Source organism: Paenisporosarcina quisquiliarum (assembly GCF_043641925.1).
GTDB classification, from domain to species: domain Bacteria; phylum Bacillota; class Bacilli; order Bacillales_A; family Planococcaceae; genus Paenisporosarcina; species Paenisporosarcina quisquiliarum_A.
The window spans coordinates 95,629-115,875 of record NZ_JBHZRU010000005.1; the positions used below are offsets into that span (position 1 = coordinate 95,629).

19 protein-coding genes are annotated in these 20,247 nt (G+C 35.4%); 11 read left to right on the top strand and 8 right to left on the bottom strand.

Translation table 11 applies throughout. The features are described from left to right. Window positions 1–54: 54 nt before the first annotated feature. Complete coding sequence (locus ACHUE4_RS05680; RefSeq protein ID WP_394188474.1) at window positions 55–222, bottom strand: HNH endonuclease; 168 nt, start codon at window positions 220–222, stop codon at window positions 55–57. A gap of 207 nt (window positions 223–429) precedes the next feature. Between ACHUE4_RS05680 and ACHUE4_RS05685 the strand changes: the two genes are divergently transcribed. Next, window positions 430–2,226, top strand: a complete 1,797-nt coding sequence (locus ACHUE4_RS05685; protein ID WP_394188407.1) for an ATP-dependent nuclease — start codon at window positions 430–432, stop codon at window positions 2,224–2,226. 279 nt (window positions 2,227–2,505) lie between these two features. Here ACHUE4_RS05685 and ACHUE4_RS05690 read toward each other — a convergent pair whose 3' ends face one another. Next, window positions 2,506–2,745 carry a hypothetical protein gene (locus ACHUE4_RS05690; protein WP_394188408.1) on the bottom strand — a complete coding sequence of 80 codons (240 nt, stop codon included), beginning with the start codon at window positions 2,743–2,745 and terminating at the stop codon, window positions 2,506–2,508. 32 nt (window positions 2,746–2,777) lie between these two features. Beyond that, window positions 2,778–3,056, bottom strand: a complete 279-nt coding sequence (locus ACHUE4_RS05695) for an NUMOD4 domain-containing protein (RefSeq protein ID WP_394188409.1) — start codon at window positions 3,054–3,056, stop codon at window positions 2,778–2,780. Window positions 3,057–3,207: 151 nt separating this feature from the next. Between ACHUE4_RS05695 and ACHUE4_RS05700 the strand changes: the two genes are divergently transcribed. Both ACHUE4_RS05700 and ACHUE4_RS05705 read left to right on the top strand, forming a co-directional pair. After that, window positions 3,208–4,398 carry an EVE domain-containing protein gene (locus tag ACHUE4_RS05700; RefSeq protein ID WP_394188410.1) on the top strand — a complete coding sequence of 397 codons (1,191 nt, stop codon included), beginning with the start codon at window positions 3,208–3,210 and terminating at the stop codon, window positions 4,396–4,398. A 147-nt stretch (window positions 4,399–4,545) separates the two neighbouring features. Further along, window positions 4,546–5,343, top strand: coding sequence for a TIR domain-containing protein (locus ACHUE4_RS05705; protein WP_394188411.1), 798 nt, complete (start codon window positions 4,546–4,548; stop codon window positions 5,341–5,343). Window positions 5,344–5,706: 363 nt separating this feature from the next. Here the strand turns inward: ACHUE4_RS05705 and ACHUE4_RS05710 are convergent, their stop codons facing one another. Further along, complete coding sequence (locus ACHUE4_RS05710) at window positions 5,707–6,156, bottom strand: universal stress protein (RefSeq protein WP_394188412.1); 450 nt, start codon at window positions 6,154–6,156, stop codon at window positions 5,707–5,709. A gap of 73 nt (window positions 6,157–6,229) precedes the next feature. After that, window positions 6,230–7,543: a purine-cytosine permease family protein gene (locus ACHUE4_RS05715; RefSeq protein ID WP_394188413.1), complete on the bottom strand. Its 1,314-nt coding sequence runs from the start codon at window positions 7,541–7,543 to the stop codon at window positions 6,230–6,232. Window positions 7,544–7,719: 176 nt separating this feature from the next. Here ACHUE4_RS05715 and ald point away from each other — a divergent pair, with 176 nt between their 5' ends. Beyond that, entirely contained in the window at window positions 7,720–8,835 is a 1,116-nt protein-coding gene (ald, locus tag ACHUE4_RS05720) for an alanine dehydrogenase (protein ID WP_394188414.1), read from the top strand. A gap of 100 nt (window positions 8,836–8,935) precedes the next feature. Here the strand turns inward: ald and ACHUE4_RS05725 are convergent, their stop codons facing one another. Further along, window positions 8,936–10,036, bottom strand: a complete 1,101-nt coding sequence (locus ACHUE4_RS05725; RefSeq protein ID WP_394188415.1) for a M24 family metallopeptidase — start codon at window positions 10,034–10,036, stop codon at window positions 8,936–8,938. 106 nt (window positions 10,037–10,142) lie between these two features. On the opposite strand from ACHUE4_RS05725, the gene ACHUE4_RS05730 reads away from it, so the two are divergent. Then, window positions 10,143–10,823 (top strand): metal-dependent hydrolase, encoded by a 681-nt coding sequence (locus ACHUE4_RS05730; RefSeq protein WP_394188416.1) that lies wholly within the window; start codon window positions 10,143–10,145, stop codon window positions 10,821–10,823. Between the two features lie 108 nt (window positions 10,824–10,931). Beyond that, window positions 10,932–12,239, top strand: coding sequence for a DRTGG domain-containing protein (locus ACHUE4_RS05735; protein ID WP_394188417.1), 1,308 nt, complete (start codon window positions 10,932–10,934; stop codon window positions 12,237–12,239). A gap of 35 nt (window positions 12,240–12,274) precedes the next feature. Here the strand turns inward: ACHUE4_RS05735 and ACHUE4_RS05740 are convergent, their stop codons facing one another. Continuing rightward, window positions 12,275–12,583: a YtpI family protein gene (locus tag ACHUE4_RS05740; protein ID WP_394188418.1), complete on the bottom strand. Its 309-nt coding sequence runs from the start codon at window positions 12,581–12,583 to the stop codon at window positions 12,275–12,277. Window positions 12,584–12,677: 94 nt separating this feature from the next. On the opposite strand from ACHUE4_RS05740, the gene ACHUE4_RS05745 reads away from it, so the two are divergent. Both ACHUE4_RS05745 and dnaE read left to right on the top strand, forming a co-directional pair. Further along, the gene (locus ACHUE4_RS05745) at window positions 12,678–13,613 is read left to right on the top strand and encodes a DHH family phosphoesterase (RefSeq protein ID WP_394188419.1); all 936 of its coding nucleotides are present in this window, start codon (window positions 12,678–12,680) and stop codon (window positions 13,611–13,613) included. A 19-nt stretch (window positions 13,614–13,632) separates the two neighbouring features. Further along, window positions 13,633–16,725 (top strand): DNA polymerase III subunit alpha, encoded by a 3,093-nt coding sequence (dnaE, locus tag ACHUE4_RS05750; RefSeq protein ID WP_394188420.1) that lies wholly within the window; start codon window positions 13,633–13,635, stop codon window positions 16,723–16,725. Window positions 16,726–16,849: 124 nt separating this feature from the next. On the opposite strand, the gene ACHUE4_RS05755 is transcribed toward dnaE, so the two are convergent. Beyond that, a complete protein-coding gene (locus ACHUE4_RS05755) occupies window positions 16,850–17,302 on the bottom strand; it encodes a hypothetical protein (protein ID WP_394188421.1) in 453 nt (150 codons plus the stop codon). A 341-nt stretch (window positions 17,303–17,643) separates the two neighbouring features. On the opposite strand from ACHUE4_RS05755, the gene ACHUE4_RS05760 reads away from it, so the two are divergent. From ACHUE4_RS05760 to accA, 3 genes are read left to right on the top strand one after another with little or no spacing between them, the layout of a single operon-like run. Further along, window positions 17,644–18,291 carry a FadR/GntR family transcriptional regulator gene (locus ACHUE4_RS05760; RefSeq protein ID WP_394188422.1) on the top strand — a complete coding sequence of 216 codons (648 nt, stop codon included), beginning with the start codon at window positions 17,644–17,646 and terminating at the stop codon, window positions 18,289–18,291. Then, the gene (gene accD / locus ACHUE4_RS05765) at window positions 18,288–19,157 is read left to right on the top strand and encodes an acetyl-CoA carboxylase, carboxyltransferase subunit beta (RefSeq protein ID WP_394188423.1); all 870 of its coding nucleotides are present in this window, start codon (window positions 18,288–18,290) and stop codon (window positions 19,155–19,157) included. The genes ACHUE4_RS05760 and accD overlap by 4 nt, the downstream gene beginning before the upstream one ends. Continuing rightward, on the top strand, window positions 19,150–20,103 hold the full coding sequence (gene accA / locus ACHUE4_RS05770) for an acetyl-CoA carboxylase carboxyl transferase subunit alpha (protein ID WP_394188424.1): 954 nt from the start codon (window positions 19,150–19,152) through the stop codon (window positions 20,101–20,103). The genes accD and accA overlap by 8 nt, the downstream gene beginning before the upstream one ends. Window positions 20,104–20,247 lie beyond the last annotated feature (144 nt).

Below are 20,247 nucleotides of genomic sequence, written 5' to 3' on the forward strand. Positions count from 1 at the left end.
TATTTTTCAAAGAAGGAAAAGCCAACATTTATTGCTTAAAAACTGTAAATGAAATCACAATTTTATTGACAAATAATTTCTATGGCAATTAGGAGACAGGTCACTAAATTTATTAATAGAGTCTTCCCCACCTTTGGATAAGTAATGAATATGGTGCGCTTCTAGGAACGGCTCCCCATATATATCATTGCAGCGGGTACGAGTTTGATGAAAATGAACAATGGTTTTTTAGACAGCAATGGCAAGGTTTACAAATTCGTTCGAAATGTAAAGTACTACCAATTCTATCCTCCTCCTTCGATTTTAAGTAGTTAGTCATAAGCTGACCTTTCCAAATTCCGACTCACATAGATATTTTTTGATAAATTTTCCACTTTAGGGAGGTATTTAAAAAAGTATGTAGAATGAGTTAAAAAAGGAGGGGATATTATGAAATTATTCAAATTTACAATTCGAAATTTTAAAGGAATTAAAGAACTTACGATGGATGTGGAGAATATCTCTATTATTATCGGACCAAATAACTGCAGTAAAAGCACGATCTTGCAGGCACTAAATCAATTTGGAAGTAAAGAACTCAAACTTAGTAAGCATTTATATCATAAACATAATATGTCAGAACCTATTAGTTTTCATGCGACATTTACTGATTTAACTCCAGAAGAGATTGAGATGCACGGTATCAGAAATTCTATTCATAGAGATACAAGTAATTTTATTGTAAGAGCTGTATATAAGGAAGGTGTAAACGTTGAGCGTGCTTCCAAGACATCAGGAGCAGAAACTCATGACCTAGAACAGGAAGGCTGGGAAGGAAGACTAGGAGGGGGAGTTAATGGAACGCACTTCCTAAATGTCTTTCCAGAAATCATATATATACCTGCTGTCAAAGATGCTAATGATGAACTAAAAAATAATTCGGCTCATATGAAAACACTTTTCACCCTTTATAAGGATGTAGTTGCAGGTTTACCTGAATATCAAGAAGCATATGAGAAGACTCAACTACTTCAGCAAAGAATCAATGAGCATAATGATGAAAAAATAAAATACTTTGAAGATGAAGTAAAAGCTTTTTTAAATGATGTAACTTCAACAGATGTAAAGTTTAAAGTAAATGTAAGTCCATTAGATGATATTGTAAGTACATCCGTTGCTACAAATTTTAATTATAATGGTTTAGATACAGAGTTAAGCCATCAAGGGAATGGTGTGCAAAGAACTTTTATTTTGTCAGTTTTCAAAGGTTTCAGGAAATACAAGAGACGTTTTGAGACAGAAAATGTTGAAAACAAAAGACCTTTAATTGTTGCCTTTGAAGAACCCGAACTTTACTTACATCCGCATTTGGCAAGAGTGTTCAAAGATACTTTGTACAGTTTAGCAGACGATGGATTCTTTCAAGTAATTGCGACATCACATTCGCCTAATTTTGTGGATTTATCCAAGCCGAATAGAACACTCGCAAAAGTATTTATAAATGAGGACAATGAAGTTGGTTTAAATCAAGTTAATTCAGATGTTTATGGATTACCAACAAATGAAAAAGAACGACTTCAGGCTCTTTTACGGTTTAATCCTTATGTAAACGAGGTCTTTTTTGCTGACAGAGTCATACTGGTTGAAGGTGATACGGAAGTAATTGCTTTAAAAGTTTTAGGAGAAAAGTTAGTAAATAACGGTCTCTTGAACCCAGAAGATTATCATAAAACTTCTGTAGTTAACTGTAATGGAAAGGGAACAATGTATCTTTTACTAAATATCTTAAATAATTTTGGTATCAAATATACAGTAATTCATGATTATGACATTACGGAGCATGACAGAAAAGGGAATCGAAGAAGTAGCAGTTCATTAAAAGCAACTTTGACACTCAATCACAAATTAGAAAGACTAGCTTTTGCTAGAGAAAACAATAAGTATGTACTGCGTCATACATTTGAAGCTGAGATGCCACCTGATTATTACCGTGGGTCTTCAAAGTCTTTTTCCGCATATGAATACCTAAATACAAAAGAACTTGATGAGTTGCCAATTGGTCTATTAAATATTGTCAAGGCATCCTATGGACTAGCGGAAATTGAACTAGACCATAGAAACGAAATTTTAATATTAAATTACGACTGGATTGAAATGAATGAAGCCTTAGAAGAATGGACTGAACCAAGAGAAGAAGAATTTCTAATAAGGTTATGGAATCACGAACAAGAAGTAGCACCTGTTTAAGATTTCAACTCTCCCGTTTGAAGAAAGCCTAATAGAATTTGAAAGTAGAGTTAAATGAATAAGCTCAGTAGTTGTGAAAAGACATCCACTTTAATGGATGTCTTTTTCTAGGTTTTGCTTTTAATTTGCTAATGGATAGTCAAAAAATAGTCTATACTTAGAGAGTCATAGGAGAAAGATACAAGAGTGGCTTATAAGAGCGTTCAAATAGGTCTCTCATCCCTTTCCCCTATTAGGTTTGAAATTGTTCTAATCATAATCTGAGGTGTGTTAATCCTCTTAGGACCATCGACCTTCATTAATTAATATTCCTCTTAATCGCTGAAACATTTTAGGATGATAATTCACTGAATTATGATGATTGTTTATTTCTGTAGGATTTAATATTTCTTTCGATACAATCCATATCTTTTCTCTGTCTTCTTTATCTTGATAAACGTTGACTACGAAAGAAATGGTCCTCGAACTTTCTTTATCAGACTTATAAATTTCCTCTCTAACAAATTGTTGCTTTGCCAATATACTCATCTCCTTTAACATCATTATATCTACTATTTTTTAATAAGTTTGCAGCCAGTGCCATACTTAGTCTTCCGTGCTCCTTTAAATTCATTAATATGTAATCTTGGAAACTCCTTTTCCCATAATTCAAATACATAATGGTTATTTGATTCGCCATTTTTGTATAGTTTGACAATATGGAATCCATATTCATCATTACACCTAGTTAATGCTCTTTTCTCTCGAATTGAAATAATTCTTCCTGAATGTGTAACTTCATAAATACCTTCGTACCCTTGAATAGTCTTTCTATCTTCTCGAAACTCCATTTTCAAACTCCTTTATTGACTTATTCTGAAGTAATAATATTTATTCCATATTATACTAATTGAAAGGTATAATTAATACTATTAAATTAGTAAAAATTGAATACTTAAATAAAGAGAATAAGTATATAGCTAATTAGAGAAGAGGGTTTAGATGAGTACATGGATATTTCAAGGTAATCCGACAAAATTTAACGTAGATGATTATTTATTAGATAATGATAAGATTTGGTGGTCTATTCGACAAGAGCATTTAGCTAAACATATACAATTAAATGAGGAGGTATTTATTTGGAGGTCAGATGGTGGAAATAGAGGGAGTGGGGGGATTGTTGCAAGAACTTTAGTAACAACACTTCCACAAGAATATACAAATGACAATGAATCTGCTAATTACTGGTACGCAGATATAAGCGGTGATACATATCTAGCAGTGGAACTCAAAGTGTTGGAAGTAAAAGTGACAAATGGGATAAAGAGCAGTTTCCTTAAAGCGAACCACTTACTAAAGGAATTACCGATATTAAGATTAAGAAATAATACAAATTATCTTTTAGAGGAGAATATGGGTACGTATTTAAGTAGTATTTGGAAGGAAGGACTTTCGAAAAAAACAATAGCTGTTAATGCTGATGATGTTACTATATTAAAATCCAATTTCCATCAAGCTATGATGAATATTACTGAACAAACCAAGAAATTCGGTTACAATCCTACACGTTTCAAAAAAATGCTTTTAGCAGATGGTGGACATTTTGTCGCTAAGAAGCTTCTAAGTAGTAAGACTGTTTCTGATGGATTTAGTGTGTTGTGGGAAAATAATGCTTTAGATTTGTCAGTCGAAGCGGTGGTTTTACAAAAAGAATTTAGAATACTATTCACAGCAGAAGAACTTGAAATTGCTGAAAAAAGGTTAAGTGAGTTTGGATATCAAGTGGAAGAAGAAGAGTTACTAGGAGAACTAGAATTAGATAGAAGTATCGCTTCTGATATTGAAGCGGAACTTGCTGAAGATGGTCATGGAATTGAAGGGAAATTAAAGTATTACTTTGGTAAGCGATATGAACGAGATTCAAAAAACAGGAAAAAGGCTATTAAAGAACATGGAATAAATTGTTATGCTTGTGGGTTTAATTTCGAGGAGGTATATGGTGAACGAGGAAAAGACTTTATCGAAGTACATCATATTAATCCTTTGAGTACGTTGGAAGAAGCTGTAGAAATTAATCCTGAGACAGACTTAGTTCCATTATGTGCGAACTGCCATCGAATGATTCATAGGAGAAAAGATGATGTACTTAAAATTAAAGAATTGAAGGAAATATTAAGAAATACGAAAGGATAGTCTTAGCCTTATTTATTTTTATTCTTCTATCATCAATTCAAATTGTTGTCAGATTTTTGGAGGGATTTATAAGTAACTAAAGTGTGATATGGACGACTATTAATTTCACGAAGGAAGAGTATTAATTTATAAAAGGGGTGTATTATTATGAATTTCGAAAGAAAGAAAGATTTAATTAATCAATTGTTAAATGAACTTAATGAGCTTGAATACAACCAGGATACCTCTGATAGAGAATCTTTTATGAGAAAAGGTGAAGTAACTTTAAGAGCGATTTTAGGTGATAGCTCACATCAGGTTGTTGAATTTAAAAATGTGAGATTTTCCCCTTCGATTTTAAGTATTGGTGGAGATAATACAGATGCATATTTAAAAGGCTTTAATAGAGGTAAAGGTAATATTAAAGCAATTTTAAATGGTGTTCTACATGAGGTGGTTTTGCAAGATGAAATTAATTTGAGTACCTTAGAAAATGCTAATTCGAATGAAAAAGAGAAACTAAAATCAAATAAAGTTTTCATTGTTCATGGTCATGACGATGGGTTAAAGAGTGAAGTTGGTAGATTTGTAGAAAAATTAGGGTTTGAGGCAATTATTCTTCACGAACAAGCTAGTGGGGGTGGAACAATCATTGAAAAAATAGAACGTTATTCTGATGTTGGATTCGCTATTGTGCTTTATACACCTTGTGATGAAGGTAAAGCAAAGTTAGCCGATACACTTAGAGATAGAGCTCGACAAAATGTTGTATTTGAACATGGTTATTTTATTTCTAAATTAGGACGTTCAAATGTTGTTGCATTGCACAAAGGTGATGATATTGAGTTGCCTAATGATATTTCTGGTGTTATCTATATAAAATATGAGGGTGGAAATTGGAAATTTGAAATAGCACAGGAAATGGATGATTGTGGTTATGAAATTAATTATAGAAAATTGAAATAAAAAATATCATATACAAAAATTCAGTTTGTTCAAAGATTGGTTCCTGGTGGTTTAAAATATCGCTAATTTTGGTAATCAAAAATGAATTAGCATAGATTTGCATTAGGTTCTCTATTTCAAATACTTTATTGAACTCAAATTTGCAACCACTACAATAGGAAGAGAAACTTGTGAAACCAAGCCTGAAATGCTATATTATGTGAAAGAACATATAAGAAACATTGATACAACAACATTTGGATATATAGTTTTGGTTTTCACAATTCCAACGTATGAAGAAGTTATGATAGCGAGAGATACGGTACGATTAGCAAATTTATAACATGAAAAATCCCGAGGCTATATGCCATCGGGATTTTTTGTTTACTCGTGTTCGTCAGTACGGACAACCAATACGTCACATTTAGCAGCTCGTACGATATATTCTGATACACTGCCGATTAAGAAACGCTCGACTGTACTTAGTCCTGTTGCTCCACAAATAATTAAATCAGCTTCTACTTTGTTAGCTAAGTCTTTTGCAATAACTGATTTAGGTGAGCCATAATCTACAATGACATTTACCTTTGTGACACCAGCTGCTTCAGCTTCTTTTTTATATCCAGCCAAAAGTTCTTCTGCAAAAGCCTGAGCTTTGTCAGCAATGGAGCGATCGTAAGCTTCAACTGCAGCAAATGATCGAGTATCGATCACGTTTGCTAAGTTTAATGTAGCGTCGTTACGTTTAGCAATTGCAACTGAATTTTTGAAAGCCCATTCTGCTTCTTTTGAACCGTCTACCGCGACTAGAATATGTTTATAAGTGATTGACATTCTGTTTCCTCCTTTATTTGTTCTCTATGATATTATTCGACAAGTAAGCTTATAATCCTTTTGGCAGGACTATTTATTTTATTATTTTAAAAACATTTTTAGCTAGGAATAGGTAAAGTAGTGAACTACCTATGAAAATGAGCATCCCAGGCGAAAACGTCTGAGGAATCATTAAATAGACGATACTCATACTGGCAAAGGTGATGATTGCAGCAAGATTTAATTGATATGAACCACTAATTACTTTTAATAGTACGTCCTCTGAAATGATGCCTTTTTTGATTAATAAATAATCTGTCACTAATATGGCAGAAAGAGGAATAATACCAGCCCCTAGGTATGAAATGAAATAAGAAGCTTCAGAAGCTAAAGTTGGGAAACAACTAAAAGTAATACCAACTACACCAAAAAGAAGTGAGCTCCTAATGCGTCCAAGTGACGGCCATGTATTTAGTAAACTAAAACTGCCAGTATAGGCATTTCCAATATTGATTGAAATCATGGCAAGTAAGCCACTGAAGGTGATAAATAAACCAACTAATACATGTGGGGCACTTTCAGTTAATACAACAAATGGATTAGTTGAATTAAAATAGGAACCAACAAGTGTACCTATAAGTGCTGTCATAAAGTAACCTGCTGCATTCCCAACAAACATGCCAGTAAATCCTTGTTTAGCGGTTTTTGCATACCTTGTCATGTCACTTGATGCACTAACACCAGAGACAAATTGGACAAATGCTAAACTCATATAGAAAAGAAAAGGTCCCCATTGAAATGAGGTAAATGAAGTAACTTCACTATTCTCAAAAGATATTTGAGATAAAATCACATACAGCATAAGACCTTGACCAATCAAAAGAACGGGCAGAGATAGTCTCGTTATTTTCTTGACTGCGTCATATCCTACAAGCGCCAAATATGCCATAATGCCTGATGTACAAATAGCGAGTATTGGGAATGGTATTTCTATCTTAAAAAAATTAGAAATAACAGTTTGTAATATGAATGTACCGCCTATTGTTTGAACGCTAAACCAATATAATGAGGTGATCACTCGAATAGGAGAAGCAATTTTTGTAGCAAGCCATGAGCCAGTAAAAGCCCTAACGATGTATTGTCCAGGTAAACCATACAATGCACCAGGTATAGACAGAGCTGAGACTAAGAGGAAAGCTAGAAGTGCTCCTATCCATACTGCTAAAAACGCTGCTTGCCAAGATAAGTTTCCTTGAGTTACAGCTAATGTCGGAACTAAAAAGTTGCCTGCATTTACTGAGAATGCGAATGTAATAATTGCGTATTCTTTCCAACTGGATTGTTTGAGAGCTAAAGGAACGGGTTCTAACCCGTATCTTTCGAATTTACTCGTATTCATATTAGTCATCGTATAAAACACCGTCTTTCAATTATCAGAAATATTGAAAAATCATTTCTCGAAATATTTTTAAAGCCATTTTCAATTATATCTGATAGAATGGATTTGCTTTGAGATAATTTATTTATGTCAGCACATCTGACTTATGATTATGAATCTATATATACACATAGGAGGGTTTTTCAATGAAAATTGGAGTGCCAAAAGAAATAAAAAATAACGAAAATCGTGTTGCAATGACACCAGCTGGGGTTGTCAATTTATCTGTATTTGGTCATGAAGTATTTATTGAATCAGGTGCAGGTCTAGGTTCTGGTTTCACTGATGAAGCATATGAATCTGCTGGCGCAACAATTGTTGCAACTGCAAGTGAAGCTTGGGCTAAAGATATGGTCATGAAAGTGAAGGAGCCAATTGCTTCAGAATATGGTTATTTCTCAGAAGGACTTATTTTGTTCACATATTTACATTTAGCACCTGAGCCAGAGTTAACAAAAGCTCTAGTTGATAATAAAGTCGTTGGTATCGCGTATGAAACAGTACAATTACCGAACAACTCATTGCCATTGTTAACTCCAATGAGTGAGGTAGCGGGTCGTATGTCTACACAAATCGGTGCACAATTCTTAGAAAAAATCCACGGTGGAATGGGTATTCTTTTAGGCGGAGTTCCTGGTGTTTCTCGTGGGAAAGTAACGATTATTGGTGGAGGAATTGCTGGGACGAATGCTGCACGTGTTGCAGTAGGTATGGGAGCAGAAGTGACGATTATCGACTTGAGTCCTGATCGTTTGCGCCAATTAGAAGAATTATTTGGTCGCGATGTACAAACATTGATTTCAAATCCATTCAATATCGCAGAATCTGTGAAAGAATCTGATTTAGTTATTGGTGCTGTATTAATTCCAGGTGCAAAAGCTCCTAAATTAGTTACAGAAGAAATGATCATGTCAATGAAACCTGGTTCAGTGGTTGTTGATATTGCAATTGACCAAGGTGGAATTCTTGAAACGTCTGATCGTATTACAACACATGATAATCCAACATATGAAAAACACGGCGTAGTACATTATGCGGTAGCAAATATGCCTGGTGCGGTTCCAAGAACTTCTACAATGGCATTAACAAATGTTACGGTTCCTTATGCAGTGCAAATTGCAAACAAAGGATATAAACAAGCTTGCTTAGATAATAATGCACTTCTAAAAGGGGTAAACACTTTAGATGGTAACGTGACGTACCAAGCAGTAGCTGAAGCTCAAGGTCTACCGTATGTGAGTGTAGATTCTCTTTTAAGATAATCACTAGAAAAGACCCTTTTCATATTGAAAAGGGTCTTTTCTATTATACAAATAGAAATATTTGATTTTTTAAAAGTTTGACGACGTTCAAATCTCTATACTATTCTGCAGAAATGATAACCAATTCTTTTGGATATTTCGTTAAAACTTCAACGCCATCCTTCGTCACCACAACATCATCTTCAATTCGAACACCTGTAATACTTGGATCGTAAATTCCAGGTTCGATTGTAAATACCATTCCTTCGATCAATTCCATCTCATTATTCCCTGTTACTGATGGGAATTCATGTACGGAAATACCAAGACCATGGCCTAAGCGATGGGTGAAGAATTCGCCATAACCCGCTTCAGTAATAATATCTCGTGCTATCTTATCTAATTCCATAGCTTTTACACCAGGTTTAACAGCGTCCACTGCAGCTTGTTCTGCTTTGCGTACCGTTTCATAAACCTCTTTTTGCTTAGTTGAAGGTTCACCAAATGCAACTGTGCGTGTTATATCTGAGCAATACCCTTTGTAAATAACACCTAGGTCAAATAATACGAGGTCACCTTTTTGGATTTTACGATCACCTGGCTTGCCATGTGGAGAAGCAGTTTTGGGTCCACTTAAAACCATGGTGTCAAATGACATATGGGAGATTCCTTTTTTCTTTAAAGCTAATTCGATTGCCGTTAAAATCTCAAGCTCGGTTTTTCCTTCTGCAATTTCACTTACTCCGACTTCAATCGCATAGTCAGCATATGCAGCTGCTTCACGAAGGATAGCTAATTCGTTTGCGTCTTTTACAACACGCATTGAATTGAGTTGATCATCGAGTCTAGTGAAAGTAACATCTGGGTATAATTCTTGAATAGCTTCTAAACGTTCAACCGTCATATGCGATTTTTCAATAGCTATTTTTGATGGCGTTACTTTTTTGTTTTCGATGGCTTGTTTTAATAATTGCCATGGCTGATCCGTATCTTGATGTCCGACTACATCAAAATTCCATCCTGCATTTTTTGCATCCGGTACTTCCATTTTAGGAAGAATCATTAGAGGTTCAGCGTCTTGAAAGACTAGAACGCCAAGCAACCGTTCATGAGGATTGCTTCTAAAACCAGAAATATAAAACACGTTATCAGGTGTTGTAATAAAAGCCGCATCTATATTATGCTCTTTTAAATAAGTAGAAATTTGATTGATTTTACTCATGGTAGCACTCCTTTTTGTATTGTTCTCCTAAATAGCATATCAAAAAACAGGATTCTCGGCATTTTTATCGAATAAAGAACAATATCCACAGAAGGAGGTTATAAAAATGTATGTATCTTTCCATGGACATTCAGTTGTCAAAATTAAAACAGGGGACTTTACAATTCTGATTGACCCTTTTATTTCCGGAAATGGCTTAACAGATTTAATTGCTGAAAATGAAAAACCAAATGTTATATTGTTGACGCATGGACATAATGATCATGTTGGCGATACGGTAGCCATAGCAAAGGCTAATGATTCACTCGTTATCGCACCATTTGAACTTGCTGAATACTTAGAGTGGCAAGGAGTGCGAACGCACGGGATGCATATCGGTGGAGCTTACCAATTTGAATTTGGGAAAGTGAAATTAACACAAGCTTTTCATGGCTCATCGTATGTCACAGAAAAAAATGAAATTATTTACACAGGAATGCCAGCGGGAATTTTGTTCTCGGCAGAAGGAAAAACCATTTACCATGCAGGAGATACTGCGTTGTTTGGAGATATGAAATTAATTGGGGAACGTCATCCAATCGATCTTGCTTTTTTACCAATTGGTGATAATTTCACAATGGGAATTGAGGATGCTGCTTATGCAGTTGAATTATTGAATCCCCAAGCAGTCGTTCCGATTCACTACAATACGTTCCCGCCAATAAAACAAGATCCTAATGATTTTAAAGAATTGGTCAAACACTCAAACGTTCATATTTGGGAAGCTGGAGATGGAACAGAAATGTAGTGTGTAGCACGGAAAGTCTTTGACTTTTCGTGCGTTTTTTATGGCTGAAAAATGATACCTTTGTGATACACTAACAATAGAACGATTGTTTGGGAAATAGGTGATGACATGGCAACTAAGCATGAACAAATTTTACAATATATCGAGTCACTACCCGTTGGAGATAAAATCTCTGTGCGACGTATTGCGAAAGAACTTCAAGTCAGTGAAGGGACCGCATACAGAGCGATAAAAGAAGCAGAATCTCAACGATATGTGAGTACCATTGAACGAGTTGGTACAATTCGAATTGAAAAGAAAAAGAAAGAAAATATTGAACGATTAACATTTGCAGAGGTCGTCAATATTGTAGATGGTCAAGTGTTGGGCGGGAAAAGTGGCTTACATAAAACGTTAACGAAATTTGTTATTGGTGCCATGCAACTGGATGATATGATGCGATATACAGATGCAGGCAGTCTTTTAATCGTCGGAAATCGGACAAAAGCCCATTTTACTGCTTTAAAAGCTGGAGCGGCTGTTTTGATTACTGGCGGTTTCGAAGCTTCAGACATGTTAAAAAAATCAGCAGACGAACTGGAATTACCCATTATTTCAACGAGCTATGACACGTTTACAGTTGCAACAATGATTAATCGTGCGATCTATGACCAATTAATTAAAAAAGAGATTCTCTTTATTGAAGACATTTATGTACCTTATCAAGAAACAGATTTTTTAAAAGTAACCGACGAAGTGAAAAGTTATCACGATCAAAATGCCTTAACAACCCATGGTGGATTCCCAGTGATCGATGCCAATCAAAAGTTGGTTGGTATTGTTACAGCTAGAGATGTCATTGGGATTGACCACAATGAATCCATAGAAAAAATAATGACCAAAAATCCACTAACTGTATCGATGAAAACGAGTGTTGCAACTGCTGGACATCGAATGATATGGGAAGGCATTGATTTAATGCCGGTAGTAAATGACGCGGGGAATTTAGAAGGTGTCATCAGTAGACAAGATGTTTTGAAAGCATTGCAATTAGCTCAACGACAACCCCAGCATGGTGAAACAATCGACGATATCGTGAAAAGTCAAATGAAGGTTTTAGATGAGAATGATTTAGCAGTAGAATTTACTGTTACGCCACAAATGACCAACCAATTTGGCGCGATTTCTTATGGCGCATTTACAACGCTGTTAGCTGAAGTTGGAAATCATGTTTTGAAGAAAAACAAACGCGGGGATAGTGTTGCTGAAAATATGACCATCTACTTTATTAAGCCGATGCAAATGGATAGTGTCATTACAGTGAAGCCAAGCATTTTAGACATGAGTAGGAAATTTGTGAAAATGGAATTTGATGTTTATCAGTCAACTTTACTTGTTGGTAAAGCCATGATGATGTTCCAACTCTTAGAAAGATAGAGATGGCAAAGAAAAAAGTGATGCGGTAATACGCATCACTTTTTATTCAAACGAAATTCTTCTTCTACAAACTGACCATAATGTTTCATTACTTTGGCATAATGAACGATGGTAATTAAACCGATGACAATAAAAATGGCTGAAATAACATATGTTATGGTTGTAGAAAATAAGAAAAGTTGGTTTAAGCCAAAGAAGAAAAGTAAACTTCCAAGTGCAACCATTGCTCGATTGGCATACCATTTTTTTGCAATAGGTAATTCACTTCGCAATTGTTTCACTTTCATGTAAAAGTAAAAAACAGCTGAAATGATTATGAAAAAGACAAAAACTGCATTTATCATCGTAAACCTCCTGGAATATGTGAAACTGTCATAATTGTAACGACATTTCCTAGAAAATGCGAATGGTATTAATTTTAAGTTGGAGGGAAATCACATGAAACGTCAAATCATTGACACAATAGCTAGGTACGAAACAATCATCATTCATCGCCATGTAAGACCTGATCCAGATGCCTATGGTTCAGCTTTCGGCTTACGCGAAATTTTAAGAGCGACTTATCCAAATAAGAAAGTCTACACTACAGGAGAGCATGAAGAAACACTCTCATTTTTAACTATGCCGGATAAAGTGACAGATGATCAATTTAAAGATGCATTAGTTATAGTGACAGATACCGCAAACACAGAACGAGTGGATGATCAGAGATATAAAACGGGTGCTTTTTTACTGAAAATTGACCATCATCCGAATGATGATCCTTATGGCGATTTGCTTTGGGTTAATACAGATGCTAGTTCAGCTAGTGAAATGATTTACGACCTTTATGAAGAAGGAAAGAAAGTGTCCGACTGGACTATGTCCGATGAAGCTGCAAGATTGTTATTCGCAGGTATTGTGGGAGATACAGGTCGATTTATGTTCCATAGTACAAGTCGAAAAACGTTTGAAACAGCTGGCGATTTAATTTCTTATAATTTTGATCGAACTGAACTGTTTAATGGAATGTACGAAGTCGATCGTAATTTATTGAATCTGCAAGGTTATATATATCAAAAATTCGTTATTGATGATAACGGAATGGCGTATGTCAAATTAACAATGGATACATTAAAAGAATTTGGCGTAACATCGAGTGAAACATCATTATTAGTTGGATCTCTTGGAAATGTAAAAGGAATTAGAGCGTGGGTTATTTTCATCGAAGAATCAGATCAAATTAGAGTTCGACTTCGTTCAAAAGGACCGATTATAAATGAATTAGCGAAAGAATTCGGGGGCGGAGGTCATCCCCTTGCTTCAGGAGCATCGGTTTATTCATGGGAAGAAGCAGATCGTGTAATCGAAAAATTAAAAGGTATATGCCAATAAAAAGAAGGGAGAAAATCAAGTGAATCCAGTATATCCGCATGTACAAACATCAGCAGATTTATTAAATAGTACGGTACGACTGGAATCACTGATTCCTTTCTTACAAGAACAAAAAGCGTCGGCTGTCGCAATTACGAATCGGAGAATGTATGGCACACTTCCATTTTATAAGTCTGTGAAAGCCGCTGGGGTTCATCCTGTCATCGGATTAAGTTGTGACGTTGAATTTTCAGATACGATTAAATTACCTATTCAAGTGTACGCTAAGTCGAATAAAGGGTACCAAAACTTGTTGAAAATTAGTAGCGCTCTTGAAGTGAAAGGGTTAGTACAGCTTCCACTAAATTGGTTAAAAGCATATAAAGAAGATTGCGCCATCATCTTAGCTATACCAGATACTGACGATTGGTCGGATAGTCAAATTGAAGAAGTTGTATCCAACATGAAACAACTCTTTTTAGATGATGTGTATGGTGGTATAGAAAGACCTGGTGGTATTGTTTCGCCTCGTGAAAACTTCATTGTTTCCACTATGAATCAACAAGGAATTCCTGTCATAGCCACACATCATGTGAAATATGAACATGCGGATCATGCATTCTCTTATGAAGTGGCTCAAGCGATTTCTAATGGAGTAAAACTGCAGGATTCATCACGTGTAAAACCAAGCCATACGAATTCATACTTGCCAAGTGCTCGGGATTGGATTGAATGGTTTGCCGATCATCCAGAGTGGTTAGATTCTTCTGAAAAACTTTTAAATAGTTGTTTAGTGGACATTCCTTTACATAAAATGCACATGCCTGCATTTCCAGTGACTCCTCCTTTAACATCCGCGGAAGTACTTAAATCACAATGCTTATCTGGGCTTTCCCAACGCTTAGGAAAAGTATCTCACGAGTATTTCGATCGACTTGATATGGAACTTTCGATAATTAATCAAATGGGGTATGCAGATTATTTTTTAATTGTGGCTGATTTTATGGCATATGCAAAAGAGAAAAAAATCCTTACTGGACCAGGACGTGGTTCTTCAGCAAGTTCACTCGTTGCATTTTCTTTATTTATCACTCATGTAGATCCTTTAAAGTTCGGTCTTTTATTCGAGAGATTTTTAAATCCTGAACGAGTCACGATGCCTGATATAGATATCGATTTTGTAGATAACCGTAGACAAGAGGTTATTCAATACGTAGCCCAAAAATATGGTCAAGCTTTTGTCGCGCAAATCATCACGTTCGGGACATTATCAGCAAAAGCAGCTGCTCGTGATGTAGCTCGTGTTTTTGGTTTTAGTAATGATATATTAGAAATGATTTCAAAACAACTACCGAATAAAGCTGGGATTTCCTTAAAAGAGGGTATAGAATCCTCGACTATTCTAAAAAAATGGATTGAATCTGATGCCCTACACAAACGTTGGGAAGAAGTAGCGTTACAATTAGAAGGTTTGCCTAGAAATGGTTCGACTCATGCAGCTGGAGTTGTATTGTCTCCAGTTCCTTTAGTTGAGCTTTTACCTATTGAAGATGGACAAGAAGGAATATATTTGACGCAATGGCCGATGCAAGATGTCGAGCAGAGCGGTTTATTAAAGATGGATTTCTTAGGTCTCCGCAATCTCACAATTTTAGATCGAATCCGATCTATGATTTGGTATGATACAAAAAAATGGTTAGATTTCGAGAAAATCCCTCTAGATGACTCACAAACTTTTCAATTGTTGCAAGAAGGCGATACCACAGGCGTATTCCAATTAGAATCCGATGGGATGAGACAGGCGTTAAATGATATTAAACCATCTCATTTTAACGATATTGTAGCGGTAAATGCCCTTTATCGTCCCGGACCAATGGAGCATATTGCGACCTATAAGCGTCGAAAACATGGTGAGGAAAAAACAATTTATCAACATCCGATTTTAGAGCCGATTTTAAGTGACACTTACGGCGTTATTGTCTATCAAGAGCAAATCATGCAAATAGCATCACAAATGGCAGGATTTACGTTTGGTGAAGCTGATATTTTACGCAGAGCCGTCAGTAAGAAGAATAGACAAGTGTTGGACGAGCAACGCCAACACTTTGTTACTAAATCAATGGCTAAAAACTTTACTCCTCATGAAGCCGAAAGTATTTATGATTTAATTGTTCGTTTTGCAGATTATGGATTTCCAAAAAGTCATGCTGTCGCATATAGCATGATTTCGTATCAAATGGCTTATTTAAAAGCCAAGTATCCCGCTTATTTTTATGCTTCTTTATTAACAAGTGCAATCGGTAATAGTGATAAATCGATGAAAATTTTACAAGAAGTTAAACAAAAAAAGATTTCCTTATTACCGCCCTCCCTATTAAATAGTGGACTTACATTCCGAGTAGAGAATGGGTCAATTCGATTTGGATTATCTGCAGTAAAAGGAATTTCTTATGAGTTTTTAAAACGTATCATTGAAGCACGTAAATCTGCTATTCCACAATGGAAAGATATCTTTGAATTAGCAGCGGGTTTGTCTGCTCAATATTTTTCGAGAAAACACATAGAACCATTAATAAAATCTGGGGCATTGGATGAGTTTCATCAAGATCGATCCACCTTATTAGCCACATTGGACGCTGCTGTTAAATATGCTGAACTCGTACGTCCGAAAATGGAAGTGGATTTGTTTGAAGGGGATTTCAATTCTTTTGGGAAACCAAAATACATTGTGAAAGAACCTTTGCCAGATATGATGAAATTACAGTTCGAAAGAGAAACACTCGGCTTTTATATGTCTAGCCATCCAATCGGAAGATGGAAAGAAACCTTAAATCAACCATTCATAGATCTTCAAAATTTGGGGAATAAAAAGAATGGAGAGCACGTTTCCGTACTTGGCATGATTGAGGAAATACGCAGAATTCGCACGAAAAAGGGAGAATCAATGGCTTTTGTTACTCTTCAAGACGAAACCGGAGACGGATCAATTACTATTTTCCCTAGCGACTACGCTAATATTAATCTTATTTTAAAAGAACAAGAGATTGTGAACGTCGAAGGCATTATCGAATGGCGTCAAGGTAAGCCACAAATCATCTTAAAGCAAATGAAAAGTAGTTCTTCTTTTAAATAATTTAAGTACGTGAGGCTATCTCAAAAGTCATTAAGTGACGGAGAGATAGTTTTTTTATGCATATTTTAGATTTTATATATTTAAAATTGTTATATCTTGTTTAATTTTTGAAACAAAAAGTATATTAATCGGATATTAGTATTGCTCTTAAAATCTTAGCATTTTCTTTATCTAGTTCTCCGAAAATTCTATCCTCCATAATGATTGTTGCTGTTTCATCAGAATTGAACCAAATCGCGTAATCAGCTATTTTCTTTGGCTCTTTATCTTTATCTAAGTCGTAAAATAAAGATGCTTTTATATCTTCTCTTTTTTCCATAAGTGGTGGCTCGACATTTTGGTTCCATTGTATATTCCCGAACGCTATCCCCAATAAATTCAAATTTTCTTTATCCGTAATTGTTACAAAGTCACCATTACTTCCGTCTAATTTCACTTTCTGAACATCAACTTTGAAAAGTTGTTTCATGTCTGAATGAGAAGTTTGCTCAACCTCCTGATTATTAATGTCTGTACATCCTGCAATTAGAAACAGTGAAAGAAAAAAAACTGCAATAAAATTAGTCCACTTCTTCAAACTAAATTCCCCCTTCAAACAGTTAATTTTGATTCACAATTTAATTAAGTTTAATCTAATTTTTTTAAACACTATATTAAAATGAAATTGTGAATTAATTCAATTTATGTAAAACAGTATTGATAGATAATGTATAGCCTCGAAAAATAAATAATCTTCGAGAGACAATTAACTTTAACTTACCAATCTTTTCATACAAAACAAATCTTTTATGAATAACCATGTATCTCATTAATAACATTTTCAAATAATGCCCATTGCAACCAATCGAATTTTTTTGTATGATAGTCACATTGAGTGGTCAGACCACTTTGTAAATAATGGAAGCAAGAGGGATGCACATGGACAAACAGTCCACTAAAATGTATTTACAAATTGTTCGAGAACTCAGGCTCCTTATTCAATCAGAAAATATTAAACCCGGTGGCAAATTGCCTTCTGAAAGAGAATTAGTTGAACGACTTAAAGTTGGGCGGTCGACTGTTCGAGAAGCACTTAGAAGTTTAGAATTACTTGGGTTAATTGAAACAAAACGTGGAGAAGGAACTTTTTTAACGGATTATCGTAATCATAAACTGGTTGAGATTTTATCAACTTTTATACTACAAGATACAAAAACAATTAATGATGTCCATTTAACGAGACAAACTCTTGAAAAAGAAGCGATCCGTATTGTATCTGCTTCACCTAATTTAATGGATTTGCCGGTCTGGGAAAGTTTATTAATAAAGTTAGACGAAGAAGGAACTGTTCAACGTGAGGACATCATTCGTGAAATTTTAATCGTAAGCAATAATCGGCTGTCTTTAAAGATGTGGTTTTTACTAAAACAATATGGCGAAGAGCCCTATCAAGGTTTCACAAATGAAGATGAAAATACCTACCTTATACAATTGCTACAAGCAATCAAGGATGGGGAAATTGAACAAGCTGTCGAAGCATATAATGCTTGGACGAATTTTTTAACAAAGGGGAGAGAGAATGTATGATACGAGATATTTTTTCAAGAAATCGTAAACACAAATATGCGACGATTCCAAATCTCGCTTCCAAAACGGATGTACCTGAAGGAATTATGACAAAATGTCCTGAGTGTAAATATATAGGTTTAACAAAAGATTTAATGTCGAATAAAAAAGTTTGTCCGGGATGCGATCATCATTACAAAATGACTGCCTATGAGCGAGTAGCTAATTTCTTAGATGAATCTACTTTTGTTTCTATGGATGATCATCTAGAAACAGTTAATCCACTTAATTTCCCTGGGTATACAGACAAAATAAAATCTGATAGTAAAAAAACTGGCTTAAATGAAGCTGTGCTGACTGGTACTGGGCAAATCAATGGTCAGAGTGTAGTGGTTGCGATCATGGATGCTCATTTCCGAATGGGTTCAATGGGATCCGTTGTTGGAGAGAAAATCACACGTGCTGTTGAAGAAGCGACGAAACAAGGCGTACCTTTTATTATTTTCACTGCAAGTGGTGGAGCAAGAATGCAAGAGGGTGTTCTTTCTTTAATGCAAATGGCGAAAACAAGTGTTGCGCTTAAGCGTCATAGTGAAAAAGGTTATTTGTTCATCTCGATTTTAACTCACCCAACTACAGGTGGAGTTTCAGCAAGTTTTGCATCACTAGGAGACATTAATTTAGCTGAACCAAAAGCTTTAATTGGTTTTGCTGGTCGCCGTGTAATTGAACAAACGGTGCGAGAAAAACTGCCTGAAAACTTCCAAACAGCTGAATTTTTACTGGATCATGGACAATTGGATGCAGTCGTTCATCGAGCATCGATGAAAGATACTGTTTCAACATTAGTGAAACTACACTCGAAAGGGGAAAATAAAAATGGTTAAAACATTACCTTTCGAAGAACCAGTTATTCAACTAAGAGCGAAGATTAGTGAATTGAAAGATTTCACTTCTAATGCAGAGGTTGATCTTTCAACAGAGATTCAACAATTAGAAGATCGACTTCAAAAATTAGAAACAGATATTTATGAGAATATGCAACCTTGGGATCGTGTTCAAGTAGCAAGACATCCTGAGCGACCAACGACACTCGATTACATTCGTGACTTATTTACAGATTTTATTGAACTTCATGGGGATCGTTTGTATGGAGATGATGAAGCGATTGTTGGAGGTATAGCCTCATTTAATGGCCAACCTATTACCATCATTGGTCATCAGCGCGGAAGAGATACAAAAGAAAATATTAGACGAAACTTTGGAATGCCTCACCCAGAAGGCTATAGAAAAGCCCTTCGTTTAATGAAACAAGCTGAAAAGTTCAAGCGACCTATTATTTGCTTTATTGATACAAAAGGAGCTTATCCTGGAAAAGCTGCTGAAGAACGTGGACAAAGCGAAGCCATTGCTCGAAACTTGTTTGAAATGGCGGGATTGAAAGTGCCAGTCATAAGTGTAGTAATCGGCGAAGGTGGAAGTGGTGGTGCCTTAGCATTAGGCGTTGCCAACCATATTCATATGTTAGAAAATGCAACGTATTCGGTTATTTCACCTGAAGGAGCAGCATCAATTCTTTGGAAAGATGCCGCACTTGCTCAGCAAGCAGCTGAAGCAATGAAAATTACAGCACCTGATTTAAAAGAAATGGGAATAGTAGACGAAATTATTCCTGAATCTACAGGAGGCGCGCACCGAGATCCTAAACGACAAGCTGTCTTAATGGGAGAAGTTTTACAACGTTCCCTTGACGAATTGTTGAAGTTAAATGAAGATCAATTAGTCGACACTAGATATGAGAAATTTAAATCGATTGGTGAATTTATTGAATAACAAAAATATGAGCTTGTCCCAAAACGGGGCAAGCTATATTTTTCTTCCGTTTCTTTTCTACTTTTACCTATGATCAAATATACAAGATTGTATAAACCATGTTAATGTGAATTACATGATCTATAAAATTGCCGATTTGAAGGA

Bases quoted from the DNA above. Each gene is read 5' to 3' on its own strand.
- accD (WP_394188423.1), top strand. From the start codon at position 18,288: ATGATACGAGATATTTTTTCAAGAAATCGTAAACACAAATATGCGACG.
- ACHUE4_RS05745 (WP_394188419.1), top strand. From the start codon at position 12,678: ATGAAACGTCAAATCATTGACACAATAGCTAGGTACGAAACAATCATC.
- ACHUE4_RS05710 (WP_394188412.1), bottom strand. From the start codon at position 6,156: ATGTCAATCACTTATAAACATATTCTAGTCGCGGTAGACGGTTCAAAA.
- ACHUE4_RS05715 (WP_394188413.1), bottom strand. From the start codon at position 7,543: ATGACTAATATGAATACGAGTAAATTCGAAAGATACGGGTTAGAACCC.
- ACHUE4_RS05730 (WP_394188416.1), top strand. From the start codon at position 10,143: ATGTATGTATCTTTCCATGGACATTCAGTTGTCAAAATTAAAACAGGG.
- ACHUE4_RS05760 (WP_394188422.1), top strand. From the start codon at position 17,644: ATGGACAAACAGTCCACTAAAATGTATTTACAAATTGTTCGAGAACTC.
- ACHUE4_RS05700 (WP_394188410.1), top strand. From the start codon at position 3,208: ATGAGTACATGGATATTTCAAGGTAATCCGACAAAATTTAACGTAGAT.
- ald (WP_394188414.1), top strand. From the start codon at position 7,720: ATGAAAATTGGAGTGCCAAAAGAAATAAAAAATAACGAAAATCGTGTT.
- ACHUE4_RS05705 (WP_394188411.1), top strand. From the start codon at position 4,546: ATGAATTTCGAAAGAAAGAAAGATTTAATTAATCAATTGTTAAATGAA.
- ACHUE4_RS05735 (WP_394188417.1), top strand. From the start codon at position 10,932: ATGGCAACTAAGCATGAACAAATTTTACAATATATCGAGTCACTACCC.
- ACHUE4_RS05740 (WP_394188418.1), bottom strand. From the start codon at position 12,583: ATGATAAATGCAGTTTTTGTCTTTTTCATAATCATTTCAGCTGTTTTT.
- ACHUE4_RS05685 (WP_394188407.1), top strand. From the start codon at position 430: ATGAAATTATTCAAATTTACAATTCGAAATTTTAAAGGAATTAAAGAA.
- accA (WP_394188424.1), top strand. From the start codon at position 19,150: ATGGTTAAAACATTACCTTTCGAAGAACCAGTTATTCAACTAAGAGCG.
- ACHUE4_RS05725 (WP_394188415.1), bottom strand. From the start codon at position 10,036: ATGAGTAAAATCAATCAAATTTCTACTTATTTAAAAGAGCATAATATA.
- ACHUE4_RS05695 (WP_394188409.1), bottom strand. From the start codon at position 3,056: ATGGAGTTTCGAGAAGATAGAAAGACTATTCAAGGGTACGAAGGTATT.